Genomic DNA, 14,127 nt, shown 5'->3' with positions numbered 1-14,127 from the left:
GTCTACTCCGGCAGATATTTATCCGACCAGCTTTCCGCAGCCGCGCCGCTTTCAATCATGCGCCCGATTTCATCGTCTGCATAGCCCAGGCGCGTAAGGATGGCCCGCGTGTCCTGACCATACTTCGGGGCAGGTCCTGGGATGGTGATCTTGGCTTTCTCGGGCCGCACCGCATTGGGTGCGACGAGGTCTACCCACCTCCCCATCGGGTGCTGATCATGGCGCACCGTACGAAAGGTCGCCTGGGAGATGTCGATCTTGCCCTCGCTTTCACGCTGCAACCCTTCATCGCGTGTACCGTGGAGCGAGCCAAGAGGTGTGATCCCGACCGACCCACCGGCAAAAGCACGCACCCAGTCGGCTACGGGTCTATGCGCAAACCGCTCGACAAGTGCATCTTCCAGTTCGGTGTCATCCTTTCCGATAAGATCTGCCAGATCGGGCACCCGTTTCAGGGCCGCTTCCCGTTCCGTTGGCGCCGCAAAGAACATCCAGCCCTCTTCAGCCATATAGCAACGGTAGAACGGCCCCCAACCCTGCACCGAACGCCCTGAAGGCTCATCAAATGCCGAGCGTCCCTCGAAATCATACATGAATTGAGCCTGAATCATTTCGCCTGCAGCAGCCAGTGAAGCGCGGGCAATACCGCCTTTGCCAGTGACCCTCAGCCGCTCCAGCGCCGCGCCAAGGGCAACACAGGCGCAATGTCCAGTGAGGGCGTCGATGGTGCCGAAATGTGCGTGTTCCTCGGGTGTTTTGGGCCCACCTCCAAAGCGGGTCATCACACCCGTCGCTGCCTGCGCAAGGTCGTCATAGCCAAGGTGGTCAGATTTCGCCCCCCGACGCGGCCCGCCCCAGGCATCCAACTGCACCAGAATGAGCCGTGGGTTGATTTCCTTCAGTTGCGCCTCGGTCAAACCCAGCGCCTGTCGCTGTTGATCAGTCCCGTTCATGGTAACCACATCAACCTCGGCTAACATTCGTCTAAGCGCCCCTTGTCCCTGTTCCGAGCGCAGATCGAGCAGCACGCTTTCCTTGCCGCGCTGCGCATGCAGCCCGAACACCACCGCGTTCCATGGGTCGACCGAAGGCCGCACTGGCTGGACCAGCGTGACCTGCGCCCCGAACCGCGACAGTGTCGACCCAATGGTCGGACCGGCAATGACATTGGTCAGGTCCAGCACCTTCAAACCGTCAAGCCACATGCCCTTTCCGTCGCCGCTCTTGGGCCTTCGCGGCGGCTCTGCAAGAACGCCGTCCAGCTCATCGCGAAAGTCATCACTCTCCGGCCCGGCGTTTTTTTCCATTGCACGCTGATCATCTGCCAACCACGCGACATTGCCCATTTGATGCATCCGTCCGTGGCGGGGATCGTCAAGTTCGATCACTAGCCCCGAGGCCAGCGCGTGCGGATCGGCCAACCATTCGGCGGTGCTGCGTTGTGCCGTGGCCGGGGCTTTGGCTGCGCCAAACAGCGTTTCCCACTCATGCGAGGGGCGGGTCAGAAAGGCCGCTTTCATCGCATCCGACAGGCGTTTGCGATCACCCGACCCCACCGGATAACTGCGCAGCGCCCAATCCCCGGGCCAATCCGCCTGATCGACATAGACATCAAAGTCCGGCAGGTCTTTCAACAGATCGCCAAGCCCCAAAACTTCAAGCACCCTTTGGGGGTGGTTCACGATCGAGCAGGACACGATATAGAACCCACGTCCATCGGCACAGGTGTAGGTCCGATAGAACGGATCAAGAAATTCGGACAGCTCGGCAAAGCTTAGGTTATTGGGCAGGCCCTTGTGTTCCCGCCGCTCCAGCTCCAACTCACGTGGGGATTTGTAGCGGTCGGGATAGTTTTCAATCTGTTCGCAATTATAAACCAGCCCTTCCAGCAGGGCAGACGCAAGCGGCACCTCAATGTGATCGCCTCCCATTTGGGATCGCGCGGTCAATGCAAATAAGACCGCCATCGCGCCGAATGCGGCACCATAGGCCGAGGCCAGACCCAACGGTGTAAAAGATGGGTTGATCCCCATCAGCTGACGGTTCAGCCCCATATCGGTGAATTGCCCAGTCCGCGCCGCAATCACTGCCTCCCAGGCTGCTATCCCAGCGAGATCCGGGTCGGTTGACGCGAAACCGGGAAGCGACAGCGAAACGATATCAGCGTTTGCCTGTCTAAGCGCGTCCGGTCCAAGCCCCAGTCGCTTCATCACGCCCGGGCGAAAGTTGTCGATAACAACGTCTGCGCGGCAGACCAGATCAAGTGCTGTATCGCGCCCTTCGTCCGTCTTGAGATCAAGCGTCAGCGCGCGCTTGCCACGCGACAGCATATCAAAAGCTGGATCCTGCCATCGTGGGCCACCTGGCGGATCAATACGGATGACCTCGGCCCCTAGATCAGCCAGCATCATACCAACCAACGGCCCGGCCAGATAATGCCCGAAATCAACGACACGAATGTGGGAAAGCGGGCGGTTCTGCATGGTCAATTGATCCTAATCTGGTGGGCTTTACCAATGACTCTAGCAAATTCATCGAGCCTGCTTCATACTTATCCTGCCAAAAATAGGATCAGTTCTGCCAGTGCGCTCCATCCACGTCTCTATTTTCCTATGCGATGCCTTTTCCAACATGGTGCTTGCCTGCCTGCTTGAACCGTTGCGGGTGGTGCGCGATCAAACTGGTGCAGATATCCGCTGGAACATCCTGACAGATGGTGACCGTGCTGTGACCAGCTCCAGCGGTTTGAGCGTTTCACCGGAAATGCCGATCGCGGACTCCCCCAAACCCGATCTGGTCATTATCATTGGTGGCGACGCTTTTCGCGACGTCAAAGGTATGACCCCCACTCGCAATCTTGGACAATTGATGCAGGGCGCAACAGTGATCGCCGCCGATACCGGTGCCTGGGTTTTGGCGCGAGGTGGGTTCTTGAACGCTCGGAAGGCTACGTTGCATTGGCAGCTGCTTGAGGAGTTCGCTGAGGAGTTTCCCAAAGTTGAGGTTCTCCCTGACCGCCATGTGCAGGATGGGCGTTTCTGGTCATGTGGCAGCGCTGCAGCGGCTCTTGATCTGATGCTTCTATTCATTCGGGATCGGTTCGGTGCCCCTATCGCGTTTGACGCTGGTGCAATGTTCCTGCACGATAACGCCAGACGCCACGGTGCCTCCTATCCCGATCAGGCCTTGTCACAAGCGGTGTCGCCACGGCTTAAGCGAGTCGTGGTTCTCATGTCCGAAGCGCTCGAAACGACGCAATCTATCCCTTTACTGGCGGAACAGGCCAATATATCCGAACGGTCCTTACGCCGTCTGTTCTGGGCAGAATTGCAGACCACACCGGGGCGATACTACTTACTGCTTCGTCTGGCTCGTGCCCGCGAACTGCTCCGCTACAGCGACCTCTCAACCGATCAGGTTGCTCTGCGTTGCGGCTTCGCAAACACCACCACACTGACGCGCAGTCTGCGCAAAAATTTCGCAACCGATCCGCTTCGGGACCAACAGGTATGATTTTAAGCAATCCGCTACCATGTTTACAAAATTCTGTACAACGCGAGTTCGGTATTTTCGAGCACGGCTGAGTGCGAAATTCCCGAATCGACGCGTTCAAAAACCGGTCGTTGGCTGGCTCCCTTCGAAAGGCGGCAAAGTCCGCACGGCAGACATTGGCACACTCCGCAGTGAAGGCCCGCTTCCCACCGTCTATTGATTGGCCTGACAAAACCGACACAACCGACAAAACTTGGCCGCCAAAGGGTTCTGTCAGTTTTGTCAGACTTGTCATGGGGCTGGTCATGCGCCTGCCTGGTGGATCGCCGGATTGACGATATAGAGGCGAGAGCGCCGCCCGCCGGTTGGGCTTGAAGGTTGCTCCACCAAACGCGCAATATCGCTTTCTTCCAATGCCTTGAGGGCCGGATTTAAATCGGCCCTGTCAGAGGAACACGGCTTGCCGCGGAGGCAGGCGCCACCTAACGTCCGATTATGACGAAGAGATCCCCGTTCAAGTACTTCAAGACCAGCCCCGAGATCATCCGGCTGGCCGTGATGCTGTACGTTCGCTTCCCGCTCTCGCTTCGCAATGTCGAAGACCTGCTCCATGAACGCGGTATCGACGTCAGCCACGAGACGATCCGGTTCTGGTGGCACCGGTTTGGTCCGCTGTTCGCCAATGAGATCAGAAAACGTCGCGTCGAGGGCCTGAAGTCGAGCCGCTGGCGCTGGCACCTCGACGAGATGTTCGTGAAGATCAACGGTGAACGTCGTTACCTGTGGCGCGCCGTCGATCACGAAGGCGAGGTTCTGGAAAGCTTCGTCACAAAGACGCGTGACAAGAAGGCCGCGCTGAAATTCCTAAGGAAAGCAATGCGCAAGCACGGATGCCCCGAGATCATTGTTACTGATCGACTCAGATCCTATGGCGCCGCTCTGAAAGAGCTGGGCGCTGACCATCGGCAGGAGACGGGACGCTGGGCGAACAACCGCGCTGAGAATTCGCACCTGCCTTTCCGACGACGAGAACGAGCGATGTTGCGTTTCCGGCGGATGCGAAGTTTACAGAAATTCGCCGCCGTCCACGCCTCGGTCTACAACCTGTTCAATTCGGAGAGAAGCCTCTCCTCAAGACCAAATTTCAAGCTGAACCGCGCCGCCCTCGCCGAGTGGCGCGGTCTCTGCGCGGAATAAAGGGCAAGCATCCTGTCCTTGTGGAGACTGGTTAGAATCTGTCTGATAGCACCGCCACCTGACCTCAACAACTGTTTCTCCGCTTGCGGGTATCCCCGGAATTTCTTTTTGTTTTTGAGGGTTAATAGCGATTGGGCTATTCACCTCGTTCGGCATAAACAGGCCCGAAACCGTTCTCTGAGGTCCGAATTCTCTGAACCTGATGACTGCGCCGATTTGGTGAATTACTTGTAAGCCACTGGCATCTGGTGTTTTTTTGAGAGCCCAGGCTGAACATTTCGACCACAGTGGCGCTCGGTGAGATGGAACAGAAATCGAACTTTCGCCATTGCGGCCATTGGCGGCGATACGTCGAAAGGAGCTGGTCTCGGGACCCTCCGGCCCCGCATTTCATATTCATTGACTTCGCTGCGTTGAGGAGGTGCGCTAGTCTCAGGCGGGTGTCGTAGTCTGGGGCTTTGCCGGCGACCGACCAGTTCTGGTTGCGCGGATCGGCAATGCTTGTGCTGTACATGGTCTCTACCGGTTAGCCACCCCGAACGGCTAAGCTTGTCTCCAGGTCGTGGATCGTCGCGCGCAGGGTGTCGGGGTTGACGCGCATCGTCCCCTCCAGCGTGCGGTCGAGATCGTAGATGACGATCATCACGACCGAAAGCACGGCGGCGAAAACGAAGGTGCGCCAGGTCAGAGGGCGCCCCTGCAGCGCGGAGCGATTGCCGACGATGAGGATAGCGAACACGGCGACGAGGACGATCATCAGCTTCGCCGGTGGCGGGATCTGCTCGGCGGCTGCAGCGATACGTTGGGTATGCGCATCGAGCATGTCCGTGACGCTCCGCGCGACGGCGGTGCGTACCGGGTCCGATATCTCCGCATCCATCGCACGCCGGGTGGCGGGCCAGATCTCTGCCTGGGCCGCGAACGTTCGCGAAAGGAAGTCGGTCCAAGCCTCCCGGGTCGCGATATCGTCCCGGGTCGCGAGCCGCGTTTGCGCATAGGTGACGATGCGGGTCTGGAGCTCGGTGCGTCCAGGATCGTCGAGGAGATCGGCTGTGAGGAAGGCGGTGCTGATCGCCATGGCCTCGTCTACGAGAGTGGATTGCCGCGCCTCGCGCCAGCCGAGGGCCGAGCTGAAGGCGAAGCCCAGGAGAAGTCCCAGCAGCGCGAGCATCGCCCCGAGCGACGTGCCCCCCGGGACCTGCTCTGCCGGGACCTTGTTGTATCCCCGACGGCGATACTCGACGTTGCCCAAGTGGAACCCGACGAAGGCCGCCGCTGGAAGCGCGACCAGGAGAAGGGCGACGATGACGGGAAAGGACAGAAGGGGTTCGGCGAAACCCGAGTAGAGGTCGACCGCCTCGGTATAGTTCATGTCTATCCCTCCCTGCCATGTCGTCCGCTCATTTCCGGCGCACCGCCAATCTGTATGCATGGGGCGTCAGGCCTGTCCACGCGCGGAAGGCGCGGCGGAAGCTGTGGGGCTCGTCGTAACCCAGTGCGCGGGCGATGGTTGGAATATCCAGATCGGTCTCGGCCAGAAGGGCGCGGGCACGCTGCTCGAGGAACCTTGCCTTGACCTCGCGAAAAGACGTCGCTTCCGTCTTGAGCGCGCGTTGCAGGCTCCGCCGGCTAAGCGACAGGCGGCTCGCGACGCCCTCCTCCGACAGATCCCCGAGCACAAACTGGGTGCGCAGCACTTGCTCCACCGCCGCCGCCATCGTTTCGGGCGGATCCACCCGCATCAGCGACGGTAGCTCGGTGAACCCCACCCGCTGACGGGCGCCCGGCGGGCTCGGGTTCGGGGTGGAGAGGTCGCTCTCCGGGATCGCCAATGCGGGCATCTGGGCACCGGCGCGGACCGGCGCGCCGATCGTCTCCTGCAGATAGGTCGTGCTGATGCCGTCCGTGCCCGTGGCTTCGATCCATGCCGGGCGCCAGTCGGGCCCGAGGAAGTGTCGGATCACCCCGCCGATGATCAGGATCGCGCCGTCATCGAGATGGCGATGTCCTTTGACACTGTTCAGCTGCGTTCTTCGTCCGACGAGCAAGTGCCGTTCCTGTCGGTGCAGCAGGATTTCCGAGCCGGGATGCGTCAGGCCGAACGCCCGTCGTCCACGAGAGAGGGCGCCTTCCAAGTCCTTCGCACCCAGGACGTAACGCGCATAGGCGTCGTAGGTGGCGTAGTCGAATTGCTGTGCAAGGCGGGTTCCGAGGGTAGCATCCCCGATGGCCCGGGCGACATGCTCGATCACGCGCGCCTCGAGATCGTAGGGCAGGAAACCACCATCTGGATCGAACGCGTTCCTTCTCAGTCCTTCCGCCTGCAGGGCCCGGTTCACGATCGCCGGAGACGCAATGCCGTCGAGCAGGTCGAGCACGTGCGCGAACTCGACGAGGTTCACCATGGGAACAGCCATATTTCATCCTGTCGCAAAATGATCCCGAAATCTATGCTAACATTTTCAAGAGCTTGCGCGAATCATTCCGCCTGCAGGTCCAGTTCGTCTTTTCGCACGGCTGAGGGAGCCCGACACCGCTGCACACCCAAAAGAGAAATCGGAGAATTTGCATGAAGAGCAAGCTGTTACGCCCTTTCGTCGTAACTGTCGTCGCCGCGCTTGTGGCCGCGCCATCCATTGGACAACTGGCCGACGACAATCTCGACGCTCTGTTGGAGGCGCGCGAGGTCTCGGTCAACGTGGACAATTTCGTCCGAGCGGCCACGGATATCGAACTCGACAAATACGTGGCACTCGCCGGTGGCGTTAATCGCTTTTTCCATTTCCGCGAGCCGGCCCCGGTCGACGACCAGCCAACGATCCGGATGAATCGCGATACGGTCTACAGCACCGTGGTCGTCGACATCAGCGAGGGCGCGACGCTGACGCTGCCGGAGGCGGGCGAGAGGTACATGTCAGCGATGGTCGTGAACCAGGACCACTATGTGAACGAAGTTTTCCATGGCGGCGGAACCTACTCGCTCGATATGGAGACGTTCGACACCCCTTACGTCATCGTCTTCATTCGCACTCTGGTCGACGCCGACGACCCCGGTGACATTGCGGCGGTCAACGCTCTTCAGGACGCGATGACGATCGAGGCGGCCTCAGCCGATCCTTTCATCCTGCCGAACTACGACGAGGAAAGCTTCGAGGGTCTTGTGCGGGCGGCGCTGGAACTGGGCCGCTATGCCACGGCGGGAACCCGTGGCGCCGCCGGAGCCAAGGATGACGTCGACCCGTTGCTGCACTTTCTCGTCACGGCGGTTGGCTGGGGTCTGCTGCCGGAAGAGGAGGCCTTCTATCTGGGTGTCGAGCCCAGGCTGCCGGTCGGCGAATACAAACTCGAAATGCCTGCCGAGGTTCCGGTGGGCGCCTTCTGGTCGGTCAGCCTTTACAATGCCGAGGGCTTCTTCGAGCCAAACGCCATTGATGGCTACATCGTGAATTCCGTCATGGGCGAACGTAACGACGACGGCTCAATGACGGTCCACTTTGGCGGCTGCGACGATGGTCGCGTGAACTGCCTGCCGATCATGGAGGGCTGGAACTATACGGTGCGGATGTACCAGCCCGGCCCCGAGATCCTCGACGGCAGCTGGGTCTTCCCGGCTGTCGAAGCTGTGAACTGACAGAAAGGATTAACGATGAAACGTCTTTTGCTTGCTCTTGCGCTTTGCGTGCCAGTTCCCGCCCTCGCCGAGGACATCACGATCCAGAACCTTGCGCGCGCCGAGACCGACACGATGTTCCGGGCGATCATGGCGGATAACGACATCGGGATCGGAACGCTGTTCCATGAACGCACAACGACCGAAGCTGACAAGCCGCAACCTGTTATCCGGGCCAACCAGGACACGCTCTATTCCGGCGTGGTGGTCGATCTATCCGAGCCCCTGACCGTCACCTTGCCCAAGGCGGGAAACCGATTTCAGTCGGTTCTGGTGATCAACCAGGATCACTTCAACTTCGGACATGCGTCGCCGGGGGTCTATGAACTGACGGAGGAGGAAGCTGGCTCGCGTTTCGCGCTTCTTCTGTTTCGCACATTTGTTGACGTTTCAGACCCGGATGATCTCGCTCGAGCCAAGGCCGCGCAAGACGGGATCTCGATTGAAGGCGGGAGCGCGGGCCTTTTCGAGGCACCGGATTGGGATCTGGCAGCCCTCAGCAAAGCGCGCCGAGCGATCAGCGATCTCGCCGAGGTCGTCGGTGTCGAGTCCAGCAAATCCTACGGTCGCAGCGGAGACATCGATCCTCTTGAACACCTCGTGGGGCTTGCGGGCTGGGGAGGGCAGCCGGGCGCGATGGCGGAAGCCCTAGTCGACGCCGTCGAGATGAACGACGGCGAGACGCCCTACGCGGTCACTGTAAAGGACGTCCCCGTGGACGCCTTCTGGTCGATCACCGTCTACGACGCCGAGGGCTACCTCGCGCCAAACGACCTCGGCCGCAACAGCTACAACCAGACCTCCGCCACCCCGAATGACGACGGCTCCTACACCATCCATTTCGGCGCCTGCGACGACGGCCGGATCAACTGCATCCCCATTACCGAGGGGTGGAACTACACGATCCGTCTCTACCAGCCGCGTGAGGAGATCCTCGACGGCAGCTGGACTTTCCCGCACCTCGAGCCTGTGACGTAACCCGAAGGAGTCCCCCCCCATGTGCGAAAAGTGCATTGGCCTCACCCGCCGTGATCTCCTGACCTCCGGTGCGGCTCTTGCCACCGTGTCTGCTGCGGGCGGGCTCGCCCCGTCCCCAGCCGCGGCTCGTTCGCCCGGCTCGTGGGACATTTCGACGTCCACCGCGCAGATCGACGCCTATATGGGTGCGCCGGTGGAATTGGCCACTGCCAAGAACGGTGCCATCACCAACAAACGGCTTCTCGACGGCATCGATACGGTCGCATGGCCCGAACCCACCATCGAAACCCCGGCGGAAGGGGTCTGGGTCTTTGGCGGCTACGGGCTTGCGCCGATGGCGGTCATTGACACGCCCGAGGGGCTGATCGCCTTTGACACCGGCGACACCAGGCACGATGGCGAGTTGATGTTCGAGGCGCTGCGCACCGTCTCCGATAAACCGGTCAAGGCGATCATCTACGGCCACTCGCATACCTGTTTCGGGGCCGGTGTGCTCGCCGACGGAGACGACGATGTCATGGTGATCGGCCATCCCGACCTGAATGACGTGGTCGAGGCGAACGCCGGTGGAGCGCCGGCATATTTCCCTGAAATCGGGCCCTATCTGACGGCACGTTTGATGATCCAGTTCAACGCCTTCATGCCCAGCGAGGGACCGGACGCTTGGGTTGTCCCCACCACCCTCGAGCCCGACGAGGGCGCCTTCATGCCGGTGAACACGCCTGTCGAGGACGGGCAGGAAATGGACGTCCTCGGCGTGAAGATGCAGTTCTTCACGCGGTACGGCTCGGACGACAAGGTGCACACCACCGTCTGGCTGCCGGAGCGCGAGATCCTGCTCACCACCATGCTCTGGTCGAGCCCGCCGCAGCTTTACTCGGTTCGCGGCGACATCTTCCGAGACCCCCGCGAGTGGCTCGCAGGCCTCAAGCAGAACCGCGACCTGCAACCCGAAGTCCTGATCTCTGCCGCCACCCGCCCCATCGTCGGCAAGGAATACATCCAGAGGACGCTGGAAGGCTATCTCGACGGTGCGAGCTTCGTGCTCGATCAAAGCCTGCGCGGCATTCTGGGCGGGAGAGGGCCGAACGAGCTTCGCCACCTTGTCACCTTCCCGGAGTATCTTAACGAGATACCGAACAATTTGCAGAATTACGGAGAGATCTCCAGCTATTCGCCCGCGATCCATTACCAGTGCGTCGGTTGGTACGACAACGACGCTGCAAACCTCAAACCGGTCGCGCCATGGGACGAGGCCGAGCGTCTCGTTTCGCTGATGGGGGGCCGCGAGGCGGTGCTGGAGGCTGCGGCGGAAGCGATGGAGAAGAAGGAATACGCCTGGGCCGCGCAACTGGTGAATTATCTCTACCGCCTCGATTCCGAGGACGCCGAGGTTCGCCAAGCCAAGGCCGATGCGCTGCGCCAGATGGCCTATGTCGCCACCGGCGCCAATGATCGCGCGCACCTGATGTCTCAGGCCCTCGCGCTCGAAGGTAAGGTTGTGCTCCCAAAGGTCATCCCGCCCGCGCCGGAGGTCATCGCGGCCTCCCCGACGACCTATGTCGACCACTTCCGCGTGCGCATAAATCCGGAGCTGAGCGGCGAAACCGAGGCGATGATGCGGTTCGACTTCGCAGACGGCAGCTCCTGTGGCCTGCATATTCGCCGTGCCGTGGCCGAGTTCGTGGCCGACCCCGACACCCACTACCGCGATCCCGATATGGTTCTGACTCTGGCTGGCGAGACGTGGGCTAAGATCTTCGCCAGTGCGGATACGCCCGCGGCACTGATTGCCAACGGAGAGATCGAGGTCTCCGGCGACGCGACCGAGGCCGCACGGCTGATTGATCTCTTCGACCGCTATATTCCCGAAGAGGCCGTTGTCGTGCCTGTCGGCTCGCTTTTCCACAATCACTGATGCAGCTTCCGTCACGGGCCCGCCTGCGGGTCCGCGACACACAAGAACCCTAAGACCAAAAACGGAGCATTCCCGGTCAGGACCGATTGGTAGGCCTCGGCCGTACCGAACGAGGACGGCCCCGACACCGTCCATTTCGGCGCCTGCGACGACGGCAGGATCAACTGCATCCCCATCACGCCGAGCTGAAACTACACAAGCTTCGGGTTGCGCGTCTGCCAGCATTACGGTCTGGGTGATTTCGTATGGGAGGAATCGACTTCCAAATGCGTGCGCGGCAAGCGACCGCTTATTCGTCCACGGTGTGGCTGACGGCTCAATCGGCCGCGTCGATGCATCTGCAACCGTCAGAGCCTGAGCACTCCCCGGGAGCGGGCCTTCGTTGCAAGCACGAAACGCCTGTGCCAAGAAACCTGAAGCAGACATTGAGGTAGCTTGGAAGCGGTATTCTTACTTGCCGGTGAAGATCGAACAAACCTGAAGCTTAATCATTCGCCGACTGAGACTGTGACGTCGTGAACCGTGCCGGTGAAGCGGGATTTCCGCTCGGATCCGATCTCGGCGACAACAGCCGTAGCAAGGTCGATCCCCACATCCGCGGTCTCGTCGGCGGAAAACACAAGCGGCTGCGTCCGGTCGATCCGGCCTGTCGCGACCTTGGTTCCATCCACGACCAGCGTGCCGTTTCCACCTTTGCCTTTCCCGCCGCCATCATAGTCGAACTGAAACACGATTTCGTGCTTCCCGGCAGATAGCGGCGCCGTTCCAGCGACGGTGAAGCTCTGCAATCCGAGGAAATTGTAAGTGTAGGCGGGTACTCCATCCTTGATGTAGAGCGACCACCCTCCGAACCGCCCGGCCTGCGCAATGATGGTGCCGTGGCCGCCATCGGCGGGCACCTCCACCTTGGCAGTGATGGTCTTGGAGCGGTTCTTGATGTCGAGAAAGACGTTCTCTCCCATACCCGTCATGCCATCGGCCAGCGACAACGAAGTGCGCCCGGCCATGAGATCCGGGCGGCCGACCGCCGCCGCGTCGAACCGCTCAAAGGTGCGGTCATCGATGGGCAGGACGTGGTTGCGCCCGGCCTCGATCATGAACACCGTCTTGAGTTCTTCGAGTTTGTCCGGAAGTTCCTTTGACAGGTCATTGGCGAGGCTGAAATCAGAGGTGGTATCGAACAGCTCCCATGTATCGTCGGCCAAGGCGGCGCGAGGCTCGGCCTCCCACGGGGCCTTGTGGATGGTGCGGGCCAGCCAACCGTCCTTGTAGATCGCACGGTTTCCGAACATCTCGAAATACTGGATGGTGTGGCGTTCAGGAGCCGTGGCGTCCTTGAAGGTGTAGACCATACTGGTGCCTTGCATGGGAACTTGGGGCACCCCGTTGACCATGCGCGGTTCAGGCAGGCCAGCGGCTTCGAGAATGGTGGGGGCGACGTCGATCACATGCGAGAACTGCCCGCGTTGCTCACCCTTGGACTCGATGCCGGCGGGCCAATGGATCGCCATACCAACCTTGGTGCCGCCGAAATCGGAGCCCACCTGTTTCACCCATTTGTAGGGTGTGTCGAATGCAACCGCCCATCCGGCGGCCTGGTGCGGATAGGTTTCTGGTCCGCCCCAGACATCGACGTATTCAAGCAATTCTTCGACGGTTTGCGTGACGCCATTGAAATAGGTCATCTCGTTATACATGCCGTAGCGGCCACCCTCGGCGCTGGTGCCGTTGTCGCCGTAGACGAGGAATATCAATGTGTTGTCCAGCTGCCCGGCGGCCTCGATCGCCGAGATCAGCCGGCCGATTTCGTAATCGGTGTAATCGACATAGCCCGCGAACACCTCCACTTGCCGCGTGAACAGGGTTTTTTCGTCGTCGCTCAGGCTGTCCCAATCGGGAATGGCCTTGGGCTTGGGCGGCAGGATCGTCCCCTCAGGCACGACCCCGGTTTCGATCTGGCGATCAAGAATCTCTTGGCGCAGGTTGTCCCAGCCCTGATCGAACTTGTCCTTCCAGCGTGCGCTCCAGTCTTGCGGGACATGATGCGGGGCATGGGTCGCGCCTGGCGCATAGTAGACGAAGAAGGGCTTGTCGGGCGTCAGGGCCTTCTGATACTTGATCCAGGCGATCGCCTGATCGGTCATGTCGGTCAGAAAGTGATAGTCGGGGTCTTCCGGCAATTCGACCGGATGGATGCCATCATAGATGAACGGCGCCCATTGGTTCGTCTCGCCTCCGAGGAAGCCATAGAACTTGTCAAAGCCTTGCCGTGTGGGCCAGCGGTCATGCGGACCCGAGATGCTGGTTTCCCAGGTGGCGGTCTCGTGCCATTTGCCGAAGGCGGCCGTGCTGTAGCCGTTGAGGCGCAGGATCTCGGCAATGGGAGCGACCGTGTCGGGGATCATACCGTTGTCGCCGGGATATGCTGTCGCGTTTTCGGTGATGCCGCCCATGTTGTTGACGTGGTGGTTGCGGCCGCTTTTTATCGCCGCTCTCGTAGGGGAGCAGACTGCGGTCGTGTGAAAGTTGACGAAGCGCAGACCCTCGGCGGCGAGGCGGTCGAAGGTTTCGGTCTCGACCGGGCCGCCAAAGGCGCTGGTTCCGGCAAAGCCCAAGTCATCGACCAGCACGATCATCACGTTGGGCGCGCCTTCGGGCGCCGAGACCTGGAACAGGGGTGGTTTCGTCGTGTCGCGCACGTCCAGATCGTCGAACAACGCCGGAGGTGGTGCAGCGATCGGAAGAACGGACCTGTCGGGAACGAACTCCGCTTGAACCGGTGCGGCAAGAAACAGCCCGGAAAAGGCGAGCATGGCCAGAGTGCGCGGATTGGTGAATAGGGTCGTTTTCATAAGGTCGTTCTCCTCCATGC

Annotated in this window: 9 protein-coding genes; 5 read left to right on the top strand and 4 right to left on the bottom strand. The window is 60.7% G+C overall.

Annotated elements, in window-relative coordinates; translation table 11 throughout:
* Positions 1 to 2 precede the first annotated feature (2 nt).
* Positions 3 to 2,483: a CoA transferase gene (locus AVO45_RS13385; RefSeq protein ID WP_068347733.1), complete on the bottom strand. Its 2,481-nt coding sequence runs from the start codon at positions 2,481 to 2,483 to the stop codon at positions 3 to 5.
* Between the two features lie 100 nt (positions 2,484 to 2,583).
* On the opposite strand from AVO45_RS13385, the gene AVO45_RS13380 reads away from it, so the two are divergent.
* Both AVO45_RS13380 and AVO45_RS13375 read left to right on the top strand, forming a co-directional pair.
* Positions 2,584 to 3,513, top strand: a complete 930-nt coding sequence (locus AVO45_RS13380; RefSeq protein ID WP_082688800.1) for a GlxA family transcriptional regulator — start codon at positions 2,584 to 2,586, stop codon at positions 3,511 to 3,513.
* Between the two features lie 474 nt (positions 3,514 to 3,987).
* A complete protein-coding gene (locus AVO45_RS13375; protein ID WP_068347730.1) occupies positions 3,988 to 4,689 on the top strand; it encodes an IS6 family transposase in 702 nt (233 codons plus the stop codon).
* Positions 4,690 to 5,215: 526 nt separating this feature from the next.
* Here AVO45_RS13375 and AVO45_RS13370 read toward each other — a convergent pair.
* Together AVO45_RS13370 and AVO45_RS13365 are read right to left on the bottom strand one after the other, a co-directional pair.
* Entirely contained in the window at positions 5,216 to 6,061 is an 846-nt protein-coding gene (locus AVO45_RS13370) for a bestrophin-like domain (RefSeq protein ID WP_068347729.1), read from the bottom strand.
* 28 nt (positions 6,062 to 6,089) lie between these two features.
* Positions 6,090 to 7,094, bottom strand: a complete 1,005-nt coding sequence (locus tag AVO45_RS13365; RefSeq protein ID WP_068347728.1) for a helix-turn-helix domain-containing protein — start codon at positions 7,092 to 7,094, stop codon at positions 6,090 to 6,092.
* A 164-nt stretch (positions 7,095 to 7,258) separates the two neighbouring features.
* Between AVO45_RS13365 and AVO45_RS13360 the strand changes: the two genes are divergently transcribed.
* From AVO45_RS13360 to AVO45_RS13350, 3 genes are read left to right on the top strand one after another with little or no spacing between them, the layout of a single operon-like run.
* Positions 7,259 to 8,320: a DUF1214 domain-containing protein gene (locus tag AVO45_RS13360; RefSeq protein ID WP_082688798.1), complete on the top strand. Its 1,062-nt coding sequence runs from the start codon at positions 7,259 to 7,261 to the stop codon at positions 8,318 to 8,320.
* 15 nt (positions 8,321 to 8,335) lie between these two features.
* Entirely contained in the window at positions 8,336 to 9,337 is a 1,002-nt protein-coding gene (locus AVO45_RS13355) for a DUF1214 domain-containing protein (RefSeq protein ID WP_082688797.1), read from the top strand.
* A gap of 19 nt (positions 9,338 to 9,356) precedes the next feature.
* Positions 9,357 to 11,255 (top strand): alkyl sulfatase dimerization domain-containing protein, encoded by a 1,899-nt coding sequence (locus AVO45_RS13350; protein ID WP_240482139.1) that lies wholly within the window; start codon positions 9,357 to 9,359, stop codon positions 11,253 to 11,255.
* 488 nt (positions 11,256 to 11,743) lie between these two features.
* Here the strand turns inward: AVO45_RS13350 and AVO45_RS13345 are convergent, their stop codons facing one another.
* Positions 11,744 to 14,107: an arylsulfatase gene (locus AVO45_RS13345; protein ID WP_068347724.1), complete on the bottom strand. Its 2,364-nt coding sequence runs from the start codon at positions 14,105 to 14,107 to the stop codon at positions 11,744 to 11,746.
* Positions 14,108 to 14,127: the final 20 nt, after the last annotated feature.

Origin of the sequence: Ruegeria marisrubri (genome assembly GCF_001507595.1) — a bacterium.
Classification (GTDB): domain Bacteria; phylum Pseudomonadota; class Alphaproteobacteria; order Rhodobacterales; family Rhodobacteraceae; genus Ruegeria; species Ruegeria marisrubri.
The sequence above is the reverse complement of the archived record's forward strand: the minus strand, read 5'-3'. Positions and strand labels throughout refer to the sequence as shown.